The sequence below is a fragment of the Massilia sp. LXY-6 genome, assembly GCF_051233485.1.
Classification (GTDB): domain Bacteria; phylum Pseudomonadota; class Gammaproteobacteria; order Burkholderiales; family Burkholderiaceae_D; genus Telluria.
Genome location: NZ_JBKFGF010000018.1, coordinates 205214 through 227386, shown reverse-complemented (window position 1 = coordinate 227386; position 22173 = coordinate 205214). Strand labels below are relative to the sequence as shown.

Annotated in this window: 21 protein-coding genes and 1 other RNA gene; 7 read left to right on the top strand and 15 right to left on the bottom strand. The window is 65.3% G+C overall.

Annotated features, from left to right (window positions below):
* Nucleotides 1–6 precede the first annotated feature (6 nt).
* From mraY to mraZ, 7 genes are read right to left on the bottom strand one after another with little or no spacing between them, the layout of a single operon-like run.
* Nucleotides 7–1176: a phospho-N-acetylmuramoyl-pentapeptide-transferase gene (gene mraY / locus ACI48D_RS09955; RefSeq protein WP_435571063.1), complete on the bottom strand. Its 1170-nt coding sequence runs from the start codon at nt 1174–1176 to the stop codon at nt 7–9.
* Nucleotides 1177–2643, bottom strand: a complete 1467-nt coding sequence (locus ACI48D_RS09950) for a UDP-N-acetylmuramoyl-tripeptide--D-alanyl-D-alanine ligase (RefSeq protein WP_435571062.1) — start codon at nt 2641–2643, stop codon at nt 1177–1179.
* Nucleotides 2644–4188, bottom strand: a complete 1545-nt coding sequence (locus tag ACI48D_RS09945; protein ID WP_435571061.1) for a UDP-N-acetylmuramoyl-L-alanyl-D-glutamate--2,6-diaminopimelate ligase — start codon at nt 4186–4188, stop codon at nt 2644–2646. It lies immediately after the preceding gene.
* Complete coding sequence (locus ACI48D_RS09940) at nt 4188–5975, bottom strand: peptidoglycan D,D-transpeptidase FtsI family protein (RefSeq protein ID WP_435571060.1); 1788 nt, start codon at nt 5973–5975, stop codon at nt 4188–4190. Before ACI48D_RS09940 ends, ACI48D_RS09945 begins: the two co-directional genes overlap by 1 nt.
* Complete coding sequence (ftsL, locus tag ACI48D_RS09935; RefSeq protein ID WP_435571059.1) at nt 5972–6244, bottom strand: cell division protein FtsL; 273 nt, start codon at nt 6242–6244, stop codon at nt 5972–5974. The genes ACI48D_RS09940 and ftsL overlap by 4 nt, the downstream gene beginning before the upstream one ends.
* On the bottom strand, nt 6241–7197 hold the full coding sequence (rsmH, locus tag ACI48D_RS09930; RefSeq protein WP_435571058.1) for a 16S rRNA (cytosine(1402)-N(4))-methyltransferase RsmH: 957 nt from the start codon (nt 7195–7197) through the stop codon (nt 6241–6243). The genes ftsL and rsmH overlap by 4 nt, the downstream gene beginning before the upstream one ends.
* Before the next feature lie 8 nt (nt 7198–7205).
* Nucleotides 7206–7634 (bottom strand): division/cell wall cluster transcriptional repressor MraZ, encoded by a 429-nt coding sequence (gene mraZ / locus ACI48D_RS09925; protein ID WP_435571057.1) that lies wholly within the window; start codon nt 7632–7634, stop codon nt 7206–7208.
* A gap of 475 nt (nt 7635–8109) precedes the next feature.
* On the opposite strand from mraZ, the gene ACI48D_RS09920 reads away from it, so the two are divergent.
* On the top strand, nt 8110–9060 hold the full coding sequence (locus tag ACI48D_RS09920; RefSeq protein WP_435571056.1) for an AAA family ATPase: 951 nt from the start codon (nt 8110–8112) through the stop codon (nt 9058–9060).
* An 82-nt stretch (nt 9061–9142) separates the two neighbouring features.
* The gene (locus tag ACI48D_RS09915) at nt 9143–9553 is read left to right on the top strand and encodes a hypothetical protein (RefSeq protein WP_435571055.1); all 411 of its coding nucleotides are present in this window, start codon (nt 9143–9145) and stop codon (nt 9551–9553) included.
* Here ACI48D_RS09915 and ACI48D_RS09910 read toward each other — a convergent pair.
* The 4 genes from ACI48D_RS09910 to rnpB all read right to left on the bottom strand — a co-directional run bounded on the left by ACI48D_RS09910 (nt 9454) and on the right by rnpB (nt 12454).
* Nucleotides 9454–9861, bottom strand: coding sequence for a hypothetical protein (locus tag ACI48D_RS09910; RefSeq protein WP_435571054.1), 408 nt, complete (start codon nt 9859–9861; stop codon nt 9454–9456). The two genes, ACI48D_RS09915 and ACI48D_RS09910, sit on opposite strands and share 100 nt — an antisense overlap.
* 10 nt (nt 9862–9871) lie before the next feature.
* Nucleotides 9872–10339, bottom strand: coding sequence for a hypothetical protein (locus ACI48D_RS09905; protein ID WP_435571123.1), 468 nt, complete (start codon nt 10337–10339; stop codon nt 9872–9874).
* Between the two features lie 256 nt (nt 10340–10595).
* On the bottom strand, nt 10596–12089 hold the full coding sequence (gene glpK, locus ACI48D_RS09900; protein WP_435571053.1) for a glycerol kinase GlpK: 1494 nt from the start codon (nt 12087–12089) through the stop codon (nt 10596–10598).
* Between the two features lie 19 nt (nt 12090–12108).
* Nucleotides 12109–12454, bottom strand: an RNA gene (rnpB, locus tag ACI48D_RS09895) — RNase P RNA component class A.
* Between the two features lie 120 nt (nt 12455–12574).
* Between rnpB and ACI48D_RS09890 the strand changes: the two genes are divergently transcribed.
* A complete protein-coding gene (locus ACI48D_RS09890) occupies nt 12575–14275 on the top strand; it encodes a thiamine pyrophosphate-binding protein (protein WP_435571052.1) in 1701 nt (566 codons plus the stop codon).
* A 78-nt stretch (nt 14276–14353) separates the two neighbouring features.
* On the opposite strand, the gene ACI48D_RS09885 is transcribed toward ACI48D_RS09890, so the two are convergent.
* Both ACI48D_RS09885 and ACI48D_RS09880 read right to left on the bottom strand, forming a co-directional pair.
* Complete coding sequence (locus ACI48D_RS09885; protein WP_435571051.1) at nt 14354–15817, bottom strand: PQQ-dependent sugar dehydrogenase; 1464 nt, start codon at nt 15815–15817, stop codon at nt 14354–14356.
* 96 nt (nt 15818–15913) lie between these two features.
* Complete coding sequence (locus ACI48D_RS09880) at nt 15914–16123, bottom strand: hypothetical protein (RefSeq protein ID WP_435571050.1); 210 nt, start codon at nt 16121–16123, stop codon at nt 15914–15916.
* Nucleotides 16124–16406: 283 nt separating this feature from the next.
* On the opposite strand from ACI48D_RS09880, the gene ftsY reads away from it, so the two are divergent.
* From ftsY to rpoH, 4 genes are all read left to right on the top strand, one after another.
* Nucleotides 16407–17657, top strand: coding sequence for a signal recognition particle-docking protein FtsY (gene ftsY, locus ACI48D_RS09875; RefSeq protein ID WP_435571049.1), 1251 nt, complete (start codon nt 16407–16409; stop codon nt 17655–17657).
* A gap of 6 nt (nt 17658–17663) precedes the next feature.
* Nucleotides 17664–18335: a cell division ATP-binding protein FtsE gene (locus tag ACI48D_RS09870; RefSeq protein ID WP_435571048.1), complete on the top strand. Its 672-nt coding sequence runs from the start codon at nt 17664–17666 to the stop codon at nt 18333–18335.
* On the top strand, nt 18332–19252 hold the full coding sequence (ftsX, locus tag ACI48D_RS09865) for a permease-like cell division protein FtsX (RefSeq protein WP_435571047.1): 921 nt from the start codon (nt 18332–18334) through the stop codon (nt 19250–19252). The genes ACI48D_RS09870 and ftsX overlap by 4 nt, the downstream gene beginning before the upstream one ends.
* 442 nt (nt 19253–19694) lie before the next feature.
* Nucleotides 19695–20585 (top strand): RNA polymerase sigma factor RpoH, encoded by an 891-nt coding sequence (gene rpoH / locus ACI48D_RS09860; protein WP_435571046.1) that lies wholly within the window; start codon nt 19695–19697, stop codon nt 20583–20585.
* 130 nt (nt 20586–20715) lie between these two features.
* On the opposite strand, the gene ACI48D_RS09855 is transcribed toward rpoH, so the two are convergent.
* Together ACI48D_RS09855 and ACI48D_RS09850 are read right to left on the bottom strand one after the other, a co-directional pair.
* A complete protein-coding gene (locus ACI48D_RS09855) occupies nt 20716–21600 on the bottom strand; it encodes a dienelactone hydrolase family protein (RefSeq protein WP_435571045.1) in 885 nt (294 codons plus the stop codon).
* A 133-nt stretch (nt 21601–21733) separates the two neighbouring features.
* On the bottom strand, nt 21734–22150 hold the full coding sequence (locus tag ACI48D_RS09850) for a DUF2141 domain-containing protein (protein WP_435571044.1): 417 nt from the start codon (nt 22148–22150) through the stop codon (nt 21734–21736).
* Nucleotides 22151–22173 lie beyond the last annotated feature (23 nt).

The following is a 22173-nucleotide window of genomic DNA, read 5'->3' as shown; positions in this document are numbered from 1 at the left end:
TCGACGTCAGCGCAGTTTAAGGGTGGAGATACCGATCAGGACCAGGATGATGGTCACGATCCAGAAGCGCACCACGACCTTGGTTTCCTTCCAGCCCTTCTGTTCGAAATGGTGGTGCAGCGGCGCCATCAGGAACACGCGACGGCCGGCGCCGTAGCGCTTCTTGGTGTACTTGAACCAGCTCACCTGGATGATCACCGACAGGGTCTCGGCCACGAACACGCCGCCCATGATGAACAGCACGATTTCCTGGCGCACGATGACGGCGATGGTGCCGAGCGCGCCGCCCAGCGCCAGCGCGCCGACGTCGCCCATGAACATCTGGGCCGGATGCGCGTTGTACCAGAGAAAGGCCAGGCCCGCGCCCGCCATCGCGCCGCAGAAGATCAGCAGTTCGCCGGCGCCCGGGATGTGCGGGATGAACAGGTATTTCGAATAGGTCGCGTTACCGGTCAGGTAGGCGAACAGGCCCAGCGCGCCGCCCACCATCACGGTCGGCATGATGGCCAGGCCGTCCAGGCCGTCGGTGAAGTTGACGGCGTTGGAAGCGCCCACGATCACGCAATAGGTCAGCGCGATGAAGCCCCACACGCCCAGCGGATAGCTGATGGTCTTGAAGAAGGGGACGATCAGGTCGGCCTTGGGCGGCAGGTCCATCGAGAAGCCCGACTGCACCCAGGCGAAGAACAGCTGCCACACTTCCCACGGGGTCGCGGCCGAGACCGAGAACGCCAGGTACAGCGAGGAAGAGATGCCGATCAGCGACATCCAGAAGTATTTTTCGCCCGAACGCATGCCTTCCGGGTCCTTGTAGACCACCTTGCGGTAGTCGTCGACCCAGCCGATCGCGCCGAAGCCCAGGGTCACCACCAGCACCGGCCAGATCAGGCGGTTCGACAGGTCGCACCACAACAGGGTCGAGATGCCGATCGCGATCAGCACCAGCACGCCGCCCATGGTCGGGGTGCCGTGCTTGGCCAGGTGGGTCTGCGGACCGTAGGTGCGCACCGCCTGGCCGACCTTCATCGCGGTCAGCTTGCGGATCACGGCCGGGCCGCACAGCAGGCCGATGGCGATCGCGGTGATGGTCGCGAACACCGCCCGGAAGGTGATGTAGTTAAAGATGCGCATCGGACCGATATAGTCCTGAAAATATTGTGCAAGCCAGAGAAGCATTTAGTGAAAATCCTTGCCAGTGTTTTGTGATCGAACGAGATGCTGGACCGCGCGTTCCATCTTCATGAAGCGCGAGCCCTTCACCAACACAGTTGCGTCGGATTTGCTGCCCAGTTGCCTATCCAGTGCTGCCAATAAGTCGTCGAACTGCTCAAAGTGCTGCGCTCCAGCGCCCGTCATGTGGCGCGCCAATGCGCCGGTGACGAGCACGGTCTCGATGCCGCGGCTTGCCGCGTATGCACCGATCTCTTCGTGGAACTCGGGTCCCTGTGTGCCGACTTCGCCCATGTCGCCCAGCACCAGGATGCGCGGGGACGGCGCCCCTGCGAGCACGTCGATGGCGGCGCGCACCGAATCCGGGTTGGCGTTATAGGAGTCGTCGATCACGGTAGCGCCGCCCACGGCCTGCTTGCGCTGCAGGCGGCCGCTGACGGGCGCGAAGGCTTCCAGGCCGCGCACGATGGCGTCCCGGGAGATGCCGGCGGCCAGCGCGCAGGCGCAGGCTGCCAGGGCGTTGCGGACATTGTGCTCGCCGGCGGCGGCGAGGCGGATGGTGAACGTATGAACGTCATTCCCGCGAAGGCGGGAATCCAAGTTTGCTTGCTCGTCTGCAGAGCCGAGCTCGGATTCCCGCCTTCGCGGGAATGACGGGCTTACGCTAACGACCAAGTCAGCGCCAAAGCTGTTAGGCGTATAGGTCGCGCGTACGTCGCAGGCTTCGCTCAGGCCGAAGGTCAGGACGGAACGATCGCCGGCCAGATCGCGCCACAGCGCGGTGTACTCGTCGTCGCCCGGGAACACGGCCACGCCGTCGGCCGGCAAGGCGGCGAGCACCGCGCCGTTCTCGCGCGCCACCGCTTCCACGGTGTGCATGAATTCCTGGTGCTCGCGCTGGGCATTGTTGACCAGGGCGACGGTGGGCGCGGCGATGGCGGCCAGGCGCGCGATTTCGCCCGGGTGGTTCATGCCCAGTTCGACCACGGCGGCGCGGTGTGCATCCGTCAGGCGCATCACGGTCAGCGGCACGCCGATTTCGTTGTTCAGGTTGCCCTGGGTGGCCAGGCGTGCCTCCTCGCCGACGCTGGCGGCCAGGATCGAAGCGATCATTTCCTTGACCGTGGTCTTGCCGTTGCTGCCGGTGACGCCGATGACGGGAATGCCGAACCGGCTGCGCCAGGCGTTACCAATGCGGCCCAGGGCCGCCAGCGTATCCGGCACGACCAGGGCCGGCAGCGGGAAGTTTTCCGGCAGCTTTTCCACGACCACGGCCGCCACCTTCTTGGCCGCCACCTGGTCGAGGAAGTCGTGGGCATCGAAGGTTTCGCCGCGCAGTGCGACGAACAGCGCGCCGGCTGGGGCCGAGCGGCTGTCGGTTGACACGCCTTCGAAAGCGGCGTCGCGCGTCATGCGCACTTCAGCCATCGAAGCGGTCAGCGCTTGGTTCAACTCTTCGAGCGTGCCGCGCATTTAATTCATCCTCATCATCGTCAACCGCGCGCTCAAGGCCAGCGCGGCATGGTCGGCATCGGAAAACGGAATCTTCCGGCCTTTGATTTCCTGGTAGGGCTCGTGCCCCTTCCCCGCCAGCAGGATCACGTCCAGCTTGGCGGCATGCTTCACCGCCGACAGGATGGCGGCGGCACGGTCCTCGATCGCCTGGTGGGTCGAGGCCGCGTCGTGCTGGTCGATGCCGGCGACGATCTGTTCGATGATCGCGCGCGGCTCTTCGCTGCGCGGGTTATCGCTGGTCACCAGCACGTGGTCGGCCATCTGGGCGATGGCGCCCATCTGCGGACGCTTGCCCGGGTCGCGGTCGCCGCCGCAGCCGAACACGCACCACAGCTGGCCGCCGCGCTCGGTCGCCACCTGGCGCAAGGCCAGCAGGGCCTTTTCCAGCGCGTCCGGGGTGTGCGCGTAATCGATCACGACCAGCGGCGCGTCGGCGCCGCCGATCTGCTGCATGCGGCCCGGCGCCGGCTCCAGCGTCTCGATGAGGTCCAGCGCGGCGCGCAGCGAGGCACCCTTGGCCAGCAGCACACCCAGCACCGCCAGCGCATTGCTGACGTTGAAGTGGCCCACCAGGCGGGTGCGGGCGAGCGCGCCGCCGGCCGGGGTGCCGACGTGGAACTCGGTGCCGGCCGGGCGCGAACGCAGCTGCGACGCGCGCAGGATGGAGACGCCTTCGATTGCCGGCTGTTGTTCTTCGCCGCGCACCGTGTAGCCGGTGATCGCCACTTCCGGACGCTGCGCGCGCAGGTGCGCGGCGATGCGCACGCCCGCGGGATCGTCCAGGTTCAGCACGGCGTGCTTCAGGCCCGGCCACTCGAACAGCTTCAGCTTGGCCGCCTCGTAGCTGGACATGTCGCCGTGGTAGTCCAGGTGGTCGCGGGTCAGGTTGGTGAACACGGCCACGTCGAAATGCATGCCGGCGGTGCGTTCCTCGACCAGGCCGATCGAGGATACTTCGATCGCCAGCGCGCGCGCGCCGGCATCGCGCAGGGCGGCCAGGCGGGTCGCCAGCAGCACCGCGTCCGGGGTGGTGTAGCCGGTCACGTCGAATTCGGGTTGCACGCGGGCGCGCACCAGGCCGACGCCCAGGGTGCCGATCACGCCGACGCCGTCGTCCGGGCCGCCGAGGCGGGCCAGCGCCTGCGCGGTCCACAACGCGATCGATGTCTTGCCGTTGGTGCCGGTCACGCCCACGGTGAACATGCCGGCGTCCGGCTGTCCGTAATACGCGTGGGCGATGGCGCCGGCGTTCTTTTTCAGGTTCTCGACGGCCAGGTGCGGCACGCCGTTGCGCTCGTCGGACACGAAATCGCGGGCTTCATGAACCACCGCGGCCGCCCCCTTCTCGAGCGCCGAAGCGATGTAATTGCGGCCGTCGGCAGTGCCCTCGCCCGGATAGGCGAAGAACACGTCGCCCTGGCCCACGCGGCGCGAGTCGGAAACGAGACGGCCGCCCGGGGCGGCGGCGCGAATCCATTTGCAGATATCGTCCAGGCTCGTCATCAGTTGCTCTCCTCGAGGGGATGTTCGGGGATGATGATGTCGGTGACCGTCGAATCGGGCGGCACGTTGGCCGCCCTCAGCGCATTCGCGGCCAGCGCCGCGAAGGTCGGCGCCGCCACCGCGCCGCCGGTATGGAAGGGGCCGCTCGGGTCGTCGATCATCACGGCGATCACGAAGCGCGGGTTCGACATCGGTGCGATGCCGACGAAGTTGCCGATGTAGTGGGTCTGCGAATAGCGGCCGTCGATGACCTTCTGCGCGGTGCCGGTCTTGCCGCCGATGCGGTAGCCGGCCACCTGGGCCTGGGACGCGGTGCCTTCCGGACCGACCACCGATTCGACCATGACGCGCAACTGGGCCGCGGTCTTGGCCGAGATCACCTGCTGGCCGACCGGCTTGTCGGTCACCTTCTGGAAGGACAGCGGGATGATGTCGCCGTCGCGGGCGAAGATCAGCCAGGCGCGTGCCAGCTGCAGCAGCGACATCGAGATGCCCTGGCCGAAGGACATGTTGGCCTTGGCCACGATAGGCCAGGACTTGTAGGGACGCACGCGGCCCGCGACTGCGCCCGGGAAGCCGAAGCGCGGCGCCTGGCCGAAGCCGACCTTGGTGAACAGCTCCCACATCTCCTGGGCCGACAGCAGCTCGGAGATCTTGGTGGTGCCGATGTTGGACGACTTCTGGATGATGGTGCCGACGTCGATCACGCCGTGCGCATGGGTATCGCGGATGACGTGGCCGCCGGTGGAATAACGGCCGTTGCCGGTGTCGAAGGTGCTGCGCGGCGTGATCAGGCCCTTGTCGAGCGCCAGCGCGACCGTGAACGGCTTGAGGCTCGAACCCGGCTCGAAGGTGTCGGTGATGACGCGGTTGCGCAGCTGTTCGCCGGTCAGGTGGGAGCGGTTGTTCGGGTCGTAGGTCGGCCAGTTGGCCAGCGCCAGCACTTCGCCGGTATGCACGTCCAGCACCACCGCGGCACCGGCCTTGGCATGGAATTTCTCGACCGCGTTCTTGACGCTGTTGAAGGCGATGTACTGCAGCTTGCTGTCGACCGACAGGGTCAGGTCCTTGCCGTCGTGCGGCTCGCGCGACATGCCGACGTCCTCGACGATGCGGCCGAGACGGTCCTTGATCACGCGGCGGCTGCCGGGCTGGCCGGCCAGCGCCTTCTGCTGCGCCAGCTCCATCGCTTCCTGGCCCACGTCCTCGACGTTGGTGAAGCCGACCATGTGCGCCATCACCTCGCCCTGCGGGTAGTAGCGCTTGTATTCCTTGCGGGTGTCGATGCCTTCGATGCCGAGCTTTTCGATCTTGGCGACGACCTCCATTTCGACCTGGCGCTTCAGGTAGACGTAGCTGCGGTCCGACTTCAGCTTCTTCAGCAGCTCCGCCTGCGGCATGTCCAGCAGCGTGGCCAGCTCGCGCACCTTGTCGCTGGATGCGGGGCTGGCCTTGTAATCATCGGTGAAGATCGAGACCGACTTCACCGGCAGCGACGAGCCCAGCACCATGCCGTTGCGGTCGAAGATCTTGCCGCGCGTGGCCGGCAGTTCCTGGGTACGCATGTAGCGGTTGGCGCCCTGCTCCTGCAGGAACTTGTTGTCCGCGACCTGCACCCACACGGCGCGCCCGGCCAGCAGGCCAAAGGCGGCGAACAGCACGAACAGGACGACGCGCGAACGCCAATCCGGCAGGCGCACGGCCAGCACGGGGCTCTTCGAGAAGGCCACGCCCTTGGAGGCGGCAACGCGGGAATTGGCGCGGGAAGTGCTGGCGCTCGACTTCATTTGCCGCCTTCCGTCAGGTACTGGGTGCGCGCCGGGCTCAGGGGCGTCATGTTCAGGTTGACGCGCGCGATCTGTTCGATGCGCTCGTTCTTGCCGAGGGTGGACTGGTCGAGCTGGAGCTGGGCCCAGTCGATGTCGAGCTGGCGCTGCTGGGTCGACAGTTTTTCGATCTCGTTGACGAGGTGGTTGCGCTGGTAGCGGGCGTTCACGACCGACAGCGCGCAGCCGACCAGCAGCGCGGCCAGCACGACGTTGATCTTGCCGGTCATGCGGAGGCTCCCAGGCGTTCCGCCACGCGCAGCACCGCCGAGCGGGCGCGCGGGTTGGCCTCGACCTCGGGGCCGGACGGCTTGGTCTTGCTGATCAGCTTCATCAAGGGCTGAGGCAGGTCGACGGCGCGGATCGGCAGTCGGCGGTCCGGCTGCTCGACCTTGGCCTTCGAGGCCAGGAACTGCTTGACCATGCGGTCTTCCAGCGAATGGAAGCTGATGATCGACATGCGCGCACCGGGCGCGAGCAGCTCGTAGGCCGCGTTCAGACCTGCTTCAAGGTCCTCAAGCTCTTGATTGATGAAAATCCGGATAGCCTGAAAGGTGCGGGTTGCCGGATCCTTGCCTTTCTCCCGGGTTTTGACCGCGTTTGCCACGATTGCGGCAAGCTGTCGTGTGCTTGAAATTGGCTCGATTGCCCGGCGAGCAGCAATCGCCTTTGCAATCTGAAAAGCAAACCGTTCTTCCCCATAATCGCGAATCACCTTTTCCAGTTGTTGTTCCGGCACCGTCGCCAGCCACTCGGCGGCCGAGATGCCCCGTGTCGTATCCATCCGCATGTCCAAAGGACCATCGTTGCGGAAGCTGAAACCGCGGCTGGCGTCGTCCACCTGGGGCGACGAGATGCCGAGGTCCAGCAGAATGCCGTCGACCCTGGCGATGCCGCGTGCCGCCAGCGCCTCGACCATCGTCGCGAAGCTGTCGTGCACGATCGCGAATCGCGGATCGTTAATCTGTTCGGCGGTGGCGATCGCCTGCAGGTCCTTGTCGAAAGCGATCAGGCGCCCTTGCGGGGCCAGCTTCGACAGGATCAGCCGGCTGTGACCGCCGCGGCCGAACGTGCCATCTATATAAGTACCGGATGCGCGCGCGCCTTCGAGATCGAGGGCATCGACTGCTTCATCCAGCAGCACCGTACGATGCTGCCATTCAGGCACCGGAATAACGTTCATGCGGCGCCTTAGAAGGAGAAATTGGAAAGGACATCGGGCATGCCGCCAGCAACGGCTTCGGCCTCGTTTTCGGCCAGCTTGGCGGCATCCCAGATCTCGAAATGGGTTCCCATCCCGAGCATCATCACTTCTTTCTCCAATCCAACTGCGCTGCGCAGTTCGGGCGAAATGAGCACCCGGCCCGACCCGTCCAACTCGACATCGCAGGCGTTACCCAGGAAAATACGTTGCCACGCCCTGGCGGACATCGGCCAGGAGGCGATCTGTTCGCGATGTTCTTCCCACACCGGGCGCGGGAAGAACAACAGGCAACCATGTGGGTGTTTCGTGAGCGTCATACGGCCTTCGCACTGCTGCAACAAGGCGTCACGGTGCTTGGACGGTATGGACATCCGCCCTTTCGCATCGAGATTGATCGCTGACGCGCCCTGAAACACGTATTTACCTAGTTTTGGAGAGTTATCAGTTTATTAGTTTTAGGCGCCGGGAGATCCTGATTTCCCCCACAAAACTGCACTTTTTGCCACCGTTTCCCACTTTAGAGGAAGCGTTGTCCCTGGTCAAGCGAATTCACGTTTGGAAAAGAGCGAAATTGCCAATGAAACCAATGACTTAGCGAACTTCCCTGAAGCTGCCTCAAGTAAAAATGTTGAGCAAAATTAGGTACTTAGCTAATAGAGTGCATGTGTAAGCTCACGTATACACATGGGTTTTACGTTTGATCAACCGCAACTTTTTACTGACGGTAGGTCAGTCTGGCGCGACAGCGTTCACCCCATTTGCATGGCACGGTACACAGGGAAATTGCGAATTGATGCAGAGCGGGTTAGGATAAAACCAAGGCGATAACCCAGCAGGGCTTGGCACCTGGTAAGTGAGCGCCTGCTAACTCATCCGCCTCTGGAGAACGTCGTGAGCATCACACTAGCCCGGACCCGCACCGTCTACGACCTTCATGAGGTCCAGGGTGCGCTCGACCGCAGCCGCGGACGTTCGCCCGAGCTCGACGCGTTTTACGAACGCATGCTCGAGACCGGCGCCGAGCGTTTCGTCACCACCCCCTCTTCCATCGACGCCCTCGCCCCCTTGTTCGAGGAGTGTCCCAACTTCGACGAAGTGCTGGACGACCTGGCGCGCTATTTGCGCCTGGCCCACGCCGGTGATAAAGGTTTCAACGTCATGCCCATCCTCCTGCTGGGCGGCCCGGGCGTCGGCAAGACCCATTTCGCCAAGCGGCTGGCCAAGGTCATGCAGACCGACTGCGAACTGATCAGCATGAACGCCCTGTCGGCCGGCTTCGTCATCACCGGCAGCTCGGCCAGCTGGCGCGGCGCCAAATGCGGCAAGGTCGCCGAGCGCCTGGTACGCGGCCAGTTCGCGAATCCCGTCATCGTGCTGGACGAAGTCGAAAAGGCGAGCGGTTCCTCGCAGTCCGATCCGCTGGCCGCCCTGTATCAGTTGCTGGAGCCGGAAACCGCCTGCGCCTTCCGCGATGAATTCATCGACGTCGACATCGACGCCTCGCAGATCTTCTGGGTGCTGACCGCAAATTCCACCGAGGGCATCCCGCATCCGCTGCTGAACCGCATGGCGGTGTACGAGGTGCCGGCGCCGACGCCGGAACAGGCGGCCGGCATCGCCCAGCGCATGTATGCAGGGCTGCTGCGCGAACTGAACCTGGGCGGCTTCGATCCGCGCCTGGGGGATGTGGTGCTGGACAAGCTGGCGGGGGTGTCGCCGCGGGATTTGCGCAAGACTTTATTGGATGGCCTAGGCTATGCGGTGGCGGATGGGCGGGAGCATGTGATTGCGGCCGATATCCGCCTCAAGCCGACGCCGGGCAAGGGGCGGATCGGGTTTTGACTGTATAAGATATTCATTACACTCTTGCAATAGTTGGGGATGGTTCCACCTTCCGGACACTGCTCATCAGCGTGAGGCCGCCATGTTCGGAACCAGCCATCCCCAGCCGCCTCAGCGCAAGGAGGTGGCCATGCAGATCGTCCGGCAGGAACGGAGAAGCTTCGCCGGCGCCGAACTGACGATCGATTCGCCACCGTCCTCTGACGTCGCGCCGCCGCCGGATGCGCCGCCGATCCACTTCAGCGTGTCCTATACGCTGGCCGATTACATGAGCATCCTGGGCGCCCACCTCGGCTTCGTCATGCGCCATGCGCCATACGCCGAGAGCGAAACGGCTGCGCCAGACCTGGAGCGGCTGCGTGCCTACACCGCCGGGCGCGGCCTGAAAAGGCCTTATTTCTCCGGCGCCTGCACGGACGCGACCTGGCCCGGCTGCTTCGGTACGTGGACCCAGCGGCCTTCTACCCGGCGGAAGTCGAGCGTATCGAAGTAATGGGCGATGCCGCCGCGCTCGATCGTGACCTGGGCGGTGTCCGCGTTCATGCGGGCGCCCGCGAAGCGGCTGTGCGGCTCGCCGTTGACGGCGACGCAGCCGGCCGCGAAGGGACCGCCGCGGTCCGAGACGTCGGGGCCGACCACCAGGCGGATGTCGGACGGCAGCTCGGCCAGCGAGGCGAGCTCGCCGGCTTGCGGCGACGCCTGCTGGGCGGAGGCTGCCGGAAGACCGGCAGCGCCGGCAATGACGAAGACGAGGGGCATGATCAGGTTCCGGTGGCGCATCGCATTTCCTTCGGGAGTCATGCGGAACATTCTACCCGCTCTTCGCCAGCTTTTTGTCCTCGCTTTTCGCCTCTTCCATCGCCTCCGGTTCCAGCAGCTCGGCTTCCTTGTTGAAGCGGATGAACACCCCCCAGCCGGCCAGCAGGATGCCGGACGCGACCAGCACCGACGCCGCATGCGGCAGCAATTCCGGTTCCTCGTGCAGGGCCTTGAAGATGCCGACCAGGCCTTCGATCGACAGCGCCACCACCACCACGACCATGAAGCGCGACAGGTAGCGGCGCACGCGCGTCGGCGCGCTGATGTGGGCGTCGCGGATGACCTCTTCTTCCGCGATGGTCTGGGAAATCTGCAGCGACACCACCGCGATCGCCAGCAAACCGATCGCCTCGATCGCGCTCTCGGCACCTTCGCTCGGCGCGACGCCGACGGCTTTCCAGCCCGTCAGCGCGGCCATCACCATCAGCATCAGGGAGATGGCGATGAACAGCAAGGCCATGAGCGCGTGAACGGTCGAGAAGAAGGTCTTCAAGGAGGCTCCTGCAGGATTGGACGGTTCAAATTGTGCCCTATTCCACGGCGGCGGCTCGCACGGCATCCCGCCGGCAAAGTCCGATGCCATGATGAAAATATTTCAACTCATCAAGCTCATTCATGACACAGCTGCATACCGACCGCTTCCTGCTGCGCCCTTGCACAAGGGCGGACGCTGCCGCCTTTGCCGAGGCGGTGCGCGAGTCGACAGCGAGCCTCGGCTAAGCTGAACCAGGCTCGGCCCAGCTCCTGGCGTGCGCCACCGCCCTCGCCCAGCGCGCCATCAGCGCGTCGCGGCGCGCGGCCGGCATGCGCGGCTCGAAGCGGCGCTCGGCCTGCCACTGGGCCGCGATCTCTTCTTGCGATTCCCAGAAGCCGAGCGCCAGCCCGGCCAGGTAGGCGGCACCGAGCGCGGTCGTCTCGGTGACGCGCGGACGGACGACGGGCACGCCCAGCAGGTCGGCCTGGAACTGCATCAGCAGGTCGTTGCGGGCGGCGCCGCCGTCGGCGCGCACCTCGTGCACGGCGCAAGCGGCGTCCTTCTGCATGGCGGCCAGCAGTTCGGCGCTCTGGTAGGCGATGCTTTCCACGGCGGCGCGGGCGATGTGGGCGGCCGTGGTCCCGCGCGTCATGCCGACGATGGTGCCGCGCGCATAGGCGTCCCAGTGCGGCGCGCCGAGGCCGACGAAGGCCGGCACCAGCATCGCGCCGCCGCTGTCGGGCACGGACAGGGCCAATGCTTCGACGTCGGCGGACTGCTTGATGATGCCGAGTCCGTCGCGCAGCCACTGGACCGTGGCGCCGCCCATGAAGACGCTGCCCTCCAGCAGGTAATCGGTATGTCCCTTGACGGTCCAGCCGACCGTGGACAGCAGCCGGTTGTGCGAGACCGGCGGCGCGGCGCCCGCGTGCATCAGCATGAAGCAGCCGGTGCCATAGGTATTCTTGACCATGCCGCGGCGGTGGCAGGCCTGGCCGAAGGTCGCCGCCTGCTGGTCGCCGGCGATGCCGGCCAGCGGGATCGCGCGGCCGAACCAGGCGTCGGACGTCGTCGCCACCCGCCCGCTGCTCGGGACGACTTCCGGCAGCATCGACGACGGCACGCCGAACAGGGCCAGCAGCTCATCGTCCCAGCGCAGGCTGTTGATATTGAAGAGCATGGTGCGCGAGGCATTGCTCACGTCCGTCACGTGGCGCCCGGTGAGCCTGAACGCGAGCCAGCTGTCGACGGTGCCGAAGGTTAGCTCGCCGCGCTCGGCGCGCACGCGCGCGCCCGGCACATTGGTCAGCAGCCATTGCAGCTTGGTGGCGGAAAAATAGGCGTCCAGCTCGAGGCCGGTCTTGCGCTGGATGAGCGGGGCGTGTCCGGCCGCGCGCAGGGCGTCGCAGATCCCGGCGGTGCGCCGGTCCTGCCAGACGATGGCGTGGCACAGCGGCTCGCCGGTCCGGCGGTCCCAGACCACCGTGGTTTCGCGCTGGTTGGCGATGCCGATCGCGGCCACCTGGGAGGCAGCCACGCCGCTGTCCCGCAGCACCTGGCGCGCGCAGGCGAGCTGGCTGTTCCAGATGTCGAGCGGATCGTGCTCGACCCAGCCGGGCTGGGGGAAGTGCTGGGGATATTCCTGCTGGGCGGTGGCGGCCACCTGGCCCTGGCAATCGAACAGGATGGCGCGCGAACTGGTGGTGCCCTGGTCGAGGGCGAGGATGTATTCCATCGTCGTGACCGAGAATTATGTGTAAAGCAGGCCGATAGGCCGGATTCTGTGTAGTGGTCTCCCTTGCGGGACGCCCCTATGACAGCCATTCCTCTAGGCGCCGAATTACTCCGGCGCTCAAGCTTCCTACCCGCACGCTCCGCGAGCAACATCAACGCGTGCCTATTTGGAATTGCTCCAGGTGGAGGTTACCGCGTTTCACCGTAACTTAATACGCTCGTCTCTGTGGCCCTATTCCTCGCCTTATACCGGCTTGCGCCTGGCTTTCGGCGGACGGCCGTTAACCGTCACCCCGCTCTATGGAGTCCGGACCTTCCTCCCGCCAACACCTTGCGGCGCCGGCCAGCGGCTGTCTGGCCTGCTTCACGGGGGCATTGTACTCGATGCGCCTGCGATTTCTGTAATTTTGTGTCGCCATTTCAAAAGCCCGCTGTGGCACCCTCGCATAGAATGTTCCGATAGCAAAATCTATAAGGATGACGCACATGACGCACCCCTCCCGCACCGGCGGCCAGATCCTGGTCGATGCATTGCAGGTCCACGGCGTGGACACCGCCTTCGGCGTGCCCGGCGAAAGCTACCTCGACGTGCTCGACGCCCTGCATGACTCGAACATCCGCTTCGTGATCAACCGCCAGGAGGGCGGCGCGGCCTTCATGGCCGAGGCCTACGGCAAGCTGACCGGCAAGCCCGGCATCTGCTTCGTCACCCGCGGCCCCGGCGCCACCAATGCCTCGATCGGCGTGCACACGGCCTACCAGGATTCCACGCCGCTGATCCTGTTCATCGGCCAGGTCGGCACCGACTTCATGGACCGGGAGGCCTTCCAGGAAATCGACTATCGCCGCATGTACGGCCAGATGGCCAAGTGGGTGGCCCAGATCGACCGTGCCGAGCGCATCCCCGAATACATCGCACGCGCGTTCCAGGTAGCGACAAGTGGCCGTCCGGGCCCGGTGGTGCTGGCGCTGCCGGAAGACATGCTGGTGGCAAAGGCCGAGGTGGCGGACACCCGCCGCTACCAGCCGGTGCAGGCCTCGCCCTCGCAGCAGCAGATCGCGCAGCTGCGCGCGATGCTGCTCGATGCCAAGAAGCCGCTGCTGCTGCTGGGCGGCGGCACCTGGACCGATGAAGCCTGCGCCGACGTGCGCAAGTTTGCCGAAGCGAACGGCTTGCCGGTGGCCTGCGCCTTCCGCTTCCAGGACCTGCTCGACAACGAACACCCGCACTACGTCGGCGACGTCGGCATCGGCATCAACCCGAAGCTGGCCGCGCGCGTCAAGGAAGCCGACCTCCTGATCGCCTTCGGCCCGCGCCTGGGCGAGATGACGACCAGCGGCTATTCGCTGTTGAGTTCTCCGGTGCCGAAGCAGCGCCTGGTGCACATCCATCCGGACCCGCAGGAACTGGGCAGCGTCTACCAGGCCGAGCTGATGATCGCCGGCGGCGCCCCGGAAACGGCGCGCATGCTGGCGGCGATGGAGCCGGTCGATGCTTCCGCCTGGCGCCACACGATCGAGGAAGCCAGGGCCGAGCTGCGCGCCTGGCAGGCGGAGCCGCCCGTGTTCGCGGGCGGCGGAGCGCCGCTGAACCTGTGGCAGCTGGTGCAGGACATGCAAGCAGCGCTGCCCCGCGACACCATCGTCACCAACGGCGCCGGCAACTACGCGACCTGGGCGCACCGCTTCTGGCGCTACGGCCCGATGCGCACCCAGCTGGCCCCGACCAGCGGCGCGATGGGCTATGGCGTACCGGCCGGCGTGGCGGCGAAGATCGTCGATCCGTCGCGCACCGTGCTCACCTTCGCCGGCGACGGCGAATTCATGATGACCGGCCAGGAACTGGCGACCGCCGTGCAGTACCGCGCCGGCCTGATCCTGATCGTCTTCAACAACAATATGTTCGGCACGATCCGCATGCACCAGGAACGCGAGTATCCGGGCCGGGTGTCGGGCACCGAACTGCACAACCCGGACTTCGCGGCCCTGGCCCAGGCTTACGGCGGACAGGGCGAGGTGGTGGAAAAGACGGCCGACTTCGCGCCGGCGCTACAGCGCGCGGTGGCGTTTACGAATGAACGGAAATTGCCGGCGGTAATCGAACTGCGCTATGACGGCAACCTGATCACGCCGGGGGCGACGCTGGAGACGATTCGGAAGAATGCCGAGGCCGCGAAGGCCGGCTGAGCATCCGTTTCGCATCCACCATCCCTGCAAGCGGCTGGCCCCCGTTATCCAGTCGCCTGCAAGGGATGGCGATGCCCGTCAGCGTGGCGGGCGCGTCAGCTTCATGACGACGCCGGTCTTGCCCAGCAGGGTACCGGTGCCGTTGGCCAGCAGGTAGAGCTCGCCCCGCGCGTCCTGGGCGAAGCCGAGCACCGCCATATTGAGCGGGTTGCGGTTGACCGGGACCAGGTTCTCGATGCGGTTGTTCCTGCCGAGGACGAACAGGTGGCCTTCCGGCGTCTTGCTGGCCTCGCCCGAATAGTCGCCGAACACGTACTGGCCGCGCAGCTCATGCAGCTGGTGGCCGCGGTAGACGAAGCCACCGATGACGGCGATACGGGTCTCGGGCACATCCGGCCCGTCGGCATGGTCATACTCCGCGATCGGATCGATCATATTGGCAGGCATGCCGGGACTGTCGGCATACACGAAGCCCTTGCCGACCTCGGGATCGGTGGGGCTGTTCGGTCCGCCCGTATCGAAGAGGAAGCTACCTTCCTTGACGCGCCAGCCGTAATTGCCGCCTGCGGTCACGATGTCCACCTCCTCGATATTATTCTGGCCGACGTCGCCCACGACCAGGCGGCCGTTGGGGTCGAAGGACATCCGGAAGGGATTGCGGAAGCCGTAGGCGAAAATTTCGTCGGCGCCTGTCTTGCCGACGAAGGGATTGTCAGGGGGAATCCCGTATTTGCCATTCGCCGAATTGCGTCCCAGCGGGTCGATGCGCAGTATCTTGCCGAGCACATTGCCAGGCGCCAGGCTTTGCGCATTACCTCCGGGCGCATGCCCTACATCTTCATCGTCGGCGCCGCCGCCGTCGCCGAGCGACACGTAGAGCATCTGGTCGGGGCCGAACACGAGCGCGCCGCCGTTGTGGTTGAACTGGGGTTTGTCGATGCGGACCAGCTCGCGCGCGCTCGCCAGGTCGACCGGGCTGTTGCGCTTGCCCGGATGCTGGACACGCCACTCGGTGATCACGCTCTGGCAGTTCGGCGCCACGCCTTGCGGCATGGTACTGAAGTCGGCCCGGCCCTTCACCGGCTGCGAGGTGAAGGTATAGAACAGGCCGTTGAACCTGAATTGCGGATGGAAGGCAATGCCCAGCAGGCCACGCTCGTCGTATTTCCCCGGCCCCAGCCCGAGCGCGACCAGCAGCTTGCTCACGTCGAGGAACAGTTCCGGCCGCTGCGACGCATGCTGGCCGTCTCCATCGTGGTCCTCGTCATCGTCACCGTCGCGATTGGCGATCGGGATGCGCCATAACTGGCCGGGCTGGTCGGCCACATAAAGGTGATGCCGGTCGCCGGGCGTGACGGCGGCCGCGACCGGCGACACCAGACCCGACATGACGGTTTCGAGACCGATGCGGACCGGACTCTGCGGGATCAGGCCCGGGATCGGGTCTGCCAGCGGAGTATGTTGCTGCGCCGCAGCCGAAGCCGCGAAGCCGGCACTGGCAAGCGCCAGCACGAGTGCATAGGAAAACTTGCGACCTTTCATAGTGAACCCTCCTTATGGCCGTACGGCCGTTGACGACGACCCCGGTTAATGCCGAAGGACGGCAGGAAGGTTCAGGAAAAAGATGAGGTGCGGCGCTCAGATCCCGGGATTGTCGAGCCCCAGCTCCGCCGGCCAGGGCACCGGCGTATCCAACATGCCACGCGGTCCACCCGCGGGATGGGTCAGGAATGCTGCCACCAGGACGATGAATATCCAGACGACGACATTGCGCAACGAGGCAGGAGTGCCGTCCGTCACTTCGTCTCCGGAAATAAGCCGTTTGATGTACCTGGACAGAATCTTCACGATGATCCCTTATAGGACGCATTTTTTTGTGGACGTTCACAATCTATACCAGTCGACGCCGATTTTCCAGTAAGCGTATGGATGTATAAACTGATGAGCAGCATTCTAGCGACAATATGGATGAGCTGTCGCACACCGTGCGACCACTTTCCCGGATAAACGGCTTGCCTGGCGGCCAGACCGGGACGGGGCTTTGCCGCAACGCTCTGGTAGAATACCGCGATCGTTGACATGCCCGGAAAAATCGGGCATATGCATGCAGTTCCCCTCCCCGACTACATCCATGTTTAGTTTCTTCAAAAAGAAAAAACCTGAAACCGAGACGCCCGTCCAGGCCGAGTCCGCCGCAGATGCATCTCCCTCTGCTGCGGCGCCGGAAGCGCCTGCGGAAGCGCCCGCCCAGCCGGGCTTCCTGCGCCGCCTGTTCGGCGCCGGCGAGGACACTTTCGTCCCGACGCCCGACACCGCAGCGCCGGCCGAGCCGGCCGCGGAGCCGGAAGAGCCGGCCGCGCGCGAGGCCGAGGTCCCGGATCCGCTCGCGACCCGCACGGCCGAACAGGCCGCCATCTTGTCGAACGCCTACGAAGGCCAGCTGTTCCCCGAGACCGCCGAACGTCCGGGCAACGAAGCCGAGAAAAAGAAATCCTGGATGGCGCGCCTGAAGGCCGGCCTGTCCAAGACCTCGAACAACCTGTCGCTGCTGTTCGTCGGCGCCCGCATCGACGAAGACCTGTACGAGGAACTCGAATCGGCCCTGCTGATGTCGGATGCCGGCATGGACGCCACCCAGTTCCTGCTCGACAGCCTGCGCCGCAAGGTCAAGGACGAGAAGCTGACCGACGCCGGCGCCGTGAAAGCCGCGCTGAAGGAGCTGATGGTCGACCTGCTGCGCCCGCTCGAGAAGCCGCTGGAACTGGGCCGCCACGAGCCGATGGTGATGATGATTGCCGGTGTGAACGGCGCCGGCAAGACCACCACGATCGGCAAGCTGGCCAAGCACATGCAGCGCTTCGAGCAGTCGGTGCTGCTGGCGGCCGGCGACACCTTCCGCGCCGCGGCGCGCGAACAGCTGATGGTCTGGGGCCAGCGCAATAACGTGACCGTAATCTCGCAAGCTTCGGGCGATCCGGCCGCGGTCGCCTTCGACGCGGTGCAGTCGGGCCGCGCGCGCGGCGTCGACGTGGTCATGGTCGACACCGCCGGCCGCCTGCCGACCCAGCTGCACCTGATGGAAGAGCTGAAGAAGATCAAGCGCGTGATCGCCAAGGGCATGGAAGGCGCCCCGCACGAAGTGCTGCTGGTCATCGACGGCAACACCGGCCAGAACGCGCTGGCGCAGGTAAAAGCCTTCGACGACGCCCTGCAGCTGACCGGCCTGGTGATCACCAAGCTGGACGGCACCGCCAAGGGCGGCATCCTGGCCGCGATCGCCCGCACCCGTCCGGTGCCGGTGTACTTCATCGGCGTGGGCGAAAAGCTGGAGGACCTGCAGCCCTTCAGTGCCGACGAGTTCGCCGAGGCGCTGCTGGGGTAAGTATCGATGATCGAATTCCAGTCCGTCTCGAAAAAATATTCCGCCGACGCGCTTGCTCTGAGCGATGTGTCGTTCAACATCGCCAAGGGCGAGCTGGTCTACCTGGCCGGCCCGTCCGGGGCCGGCAAGTCGACCCTGCTGAAGATGATCGCCGCGGTCGAGCGTCCGACCAGCGGCCGGGTGGTCGTCAACGGCCACGATATCGGCAAGTTGAAGAAGGCCGGCGTGCCCTTCCTGCGGCGTAACCTGGGCGTGATCTTCCAGCAGCAGCGCCTGCTGAACGACCGCTCGATCCTGGCCAACGCGATGCTGCCGCTGATCGTCACCGGCGCCGCCAGGGGCCAGGCCGAACAGCGTGCCAGGGCCGCGCTCGACAAGGTCGGGCTGCTGGACCGCGCCAACGCCATGCCGCTGGAACTGTCCGGCGGCGAGCAGCAGCGCGCGGCGATCGCACGGGCCATCGTCAACCGCCCGCAGATCATCCTGGCCGACGAGCCCACTGCGAACCTCGACCGTGCCGCGGCCGACCGCGTGATCGATGCCCTGCGCGCCTTTCACTCCGTCGGCGTGACCTGCATGATTTCGACCCACGACGAGCAGATTCTGGACTCGGCCGCGCGCGTGATCCGCCTCGAGCACGGCCAGCTGGTGGCGAGTGTGGCCGGGGGTGCGTCATGAATATCTGGTTCCGCCAACACCGCTTCGCTTTTCGGGCAGCCTTCGCGCAAGTCCGCAAGGCGCCCGGCAGCTTCCTGTTCAACGTGCTGGTCGTGGCGGTGGCGCTGGCCCTGCCGTTCGCCGGCGTGACCCTGCTCGACAACGTGCGTCCGATGTCGGAACAGCTCTCGGTCGATCCCGAGATCAGCCTGTTCATGAAGACCGATGCTCCGCGCGAACAGGCGCAGGCGCTGGCGCCGCAGCTGCGCCAGATCCTCGCCTCCAGCCACGCCAAGCTCAGCTTCATCCCGCGCGAACAGGCGCTCGACAACCTGAAGGCCAAGAGCGGCCTGACCGGCGTGATCGAGACCCTCGGCGACAATCCCCTGCCGGACAGCTACGTGATGAAGCTGGAAGGTTTTACCAGCCGCGCCGACGCGGCGCGCGTGGACGGCATCGCCGAGCAGATGCGCGGCCTGCCGGGCGTCGATTCGGTGCAGGTCGACTCGGCCTGGGTGAAGCGCCTGGCGGCCCTGCTGGGCGTGCTGCGCCTGGTGCTGCTGCTGCTGGCAGTCACCCTCGGCGTGGTCGTGATCGCAGTGGTGTTCAACACGATCCGCCTGCAGGTGCTGACTCAGCGAGACGAGATCGCGGTCTCCAAGTTGCTGGGTGCGACCGACAACTTCATCCACCGCCCGTTCTACTACACCGGAGCCCTGCTCGGCCTGTGCGCCGGCGTGGTGGCGCTGGGCGCGGTGAGCCTGGCGCTGCGTCCGCTGAACGCGGCGATCGCCGAATTCGCCCGCCTGTACGCTTCCGAATTCCAGTTGACGGCGCTGCCGCCGCTCGGCCTGGCCGGCCTGCTGGCCATCAGCGCCGGGCTGGGGCTGGTGGGGGCGATGCTGTCGGTGCAGCGGCACCTGGCACGTCTCAACTGATTGCGCTTTCGTTAACCCGTCTACGGCTCGCCAGAAAAATCGCTAGCCGAGGCGGGGTATACGCCTACAAGAGTAGGTGCGCCATTTCACAGACCTCGCAGCACGAGGAGCCTAACCTGTCTTCTACCGAACTCAATTAGTACCAGCGTCACGTTTGACCTCCATCAACTGTACCGCTCGTACCTGCTCTACAGTTGAATCAAACCAGAAATTCGATTCCTTAGAGCAATACTTTAACAAGACTTAAGGACGTCGTCCGGGATATGGTGGCGGCTAGCACTCACCTCAAGAGAGTGCTAATATTACGTTTGACTATGAACGTAAGTGGCTCCTGAAGCACACGTTCCGCATCCCGTAACAAGCCGTAAAAATCGCGCCTTCGGGGCATTTTTTCGGGCACATTGACGATGCAGCACAGATTACTCTACGAGGGAAAATGACTATGTCCGCACAATCCGCATTGGTTCCTGTTGGCAGCCGTGCTCTGGGACTTGGTTTCACCGGCAATCTCGGCAATATCGACGCCTACATCTCGGCCGTCAACCGTCTGCCGATGCTGTCCCACGAGGAAGAGGTTTCGCTGGCAAAGCGGCTGCGGGATAACAATGACCTGGATGCCGCACAGAAGCTGGTGATGTCGCACTTGCGCCTGGTGGTGTCGATCGCGCGCGGCTACCTGGGCTATGGCCTGCCGCACGCCGACCTGATCCAGGAAGGCAATATCGGCCTGATGAAGGCAGTCAAGCGTTTCGACCCGAACCAGGGCGTGCGCCTGGTGTCCTACGCCATGCACTGGATCAAGGCCGAGATGCACGAATACATCCTGAAGAACTGGCGCTTGGTCAAGGTTGCAACGACCAAGGCTCAGCGCAAGCTGTTCTTCAACCTGCGCAGCAACAAGACGGGCCTGGACGCCATGTCGCCGCAACAAGTCGACGACCTGGCCAAGATGCTCGACGTGAAGCGCGAAGAAGTGATCGAGATGGAAACCCGGCTGTCGGGCCGCGACATCGCGCTGGAAGCGCCGACCGACGACGAAGACGACAAGTTTTCGCCGATCGCCTACCTGTCCTCCGACCAGCAGGAACCGACCAAGGTGCTGGAAGCGAACGACACGGTGCGCCTGCAGTCGGAAGGCCTGGAAACGGCCCTGGGCAAGCTCGACCCGCGTTCGCGCCGCATCGTGGAAGCGCGCTGGCTGGCCAACGACGACGGCTCGGGCGCGACCCTGCACACGCTGGCCGAGGAATTCGGCGTGTCGGCCGAGCGCATCCGCCAGATCGAAACGGCGGCGCTGAAGAAGATGAAAACGGCACTGGCGGCGTACGTCTAAACCGTTTTTCGTACCAACGCAAAGGCACCTTCGGGTGCCTTTTGTTTTGCCTCAAACCGGGGTCAGACTCCGAACTCTGGCAATAGCTCTGGCGATATTTCCAAAATCGGGAGTCTGACCCCGGTTTGTTTTAAATCAGCTTTTCCTTGAAAAAGGCGATCGTGCGTGCCCACGCCAGCTTTGCCGCCGCCTCGTCGTAGCGCGGGGTGGTGTCGTTGTTGAAGCCGTGCTCGGCGCCGGCGTAGACGTAGTGCTGGTAATCCACCTTGTTGGCCTTTAGGGCGGCCTCGTAGGCGGGCCAGCCGGCCAGGATGCGCTCGTCCTTGCCGGCGTCGTGGATCAGCAGCGGCGCATGGATGCGGGCGACGTCGGCCGCTGCGGGTTGGGAGCCGTAGAAGGGTACGGCCGCCGCCAGCTCCGGCAGCTGCGTGGCGAGGTAATTGGCGATGCCGCCGCCCCAGCAGAAGCCGACCACGCCGACCTTGCCGGTGGCTTGCGGCAGCGTCGCCAAAGCATGGGCCGCGGCGACGAAGTCGGCGCGGGTCTTGGCCTGGTCCAGCTTGGGAAACAGCGCGCGCGCCTTGTCCTCGTCGCCGGGATAGCCGCCCAGCGGGAACAGCGCATCCGGCGCATAGGCGATGAAACCCTCGAGCGCGAGGCGGCGCGCGATGTCTTCGATATGCGGATTCAGGCCGCGGTTCTCGTGCACGACCAGAATCGCCGGCAGCTTGCCCTTGGCATTGGCCGGCACGGCCAGGTAGCCGTGCACCGTTCCGTAGCCCTGCGGCGACGGAAATTCGCGGTAGCCGGTCTTGAGCCGGGCATCGGCGGGCGTGACCAGCGGCGCCGCGAATGATGGCGACAATTGCGCCAGCAAGGTGGCCGCCGTGACGCCGCCAGCCGCATAGCGCCCCGCCCGCACGAGGAAGTCGCGGCGCGACAGGCGCCCGTGCACATAGCCATCGAAGAGTTCCAGCACTTCCGGGTCAAAATCCGCGGCGGTCAAACGCGTCATGGTGGTCTCCTTGGGTTTTGCGCAAGCATACGCCGATTCCGCAGCCCCGGGAACCGCTCACTTGTCCCGGCGCCGCCCCGGCGATCAGGTGCCCCATCACGCGGGTGAGGTCGCAGGCGTTGCCGGGGCAGCTTCAGTGCAGCCGCACCGCGGCCACCGTCACCCCGTCGTCGACCTCGATGGCGGCATCGTCGAAGCCCGGCGGGCCGAATTTGCCGGCGGCGTCGCGGCTGAAACCGTAGTTCTCCTTCGGGATGCCGATCAGGTTGCGGTCCAGCTGACCGTTTTCGTTGTCGTCCTGGTAGACCAGCACGGCCCAGGTCCCCTTCGGCACGCCCGGCACCGCGATCACGTTCTCGCCGTCGCGCGCCGGCGCGGAGGCGGTGTAGGCGCATTGCTTCAGGAAGCTTTCGCGGTCACACACGGCAACCTTGACCTGGCCCTTGCCGCCGGCAACGGCCGAGACGTGGACTTCGACCGTGGCGGCGCCCGCGCCGGCGGCGAGCGACAGCAGCAGGAGGCTCTGCAGGAACTGGCTGGAACGTGGCATGCGTTTCCTTTCGATTATGGTAG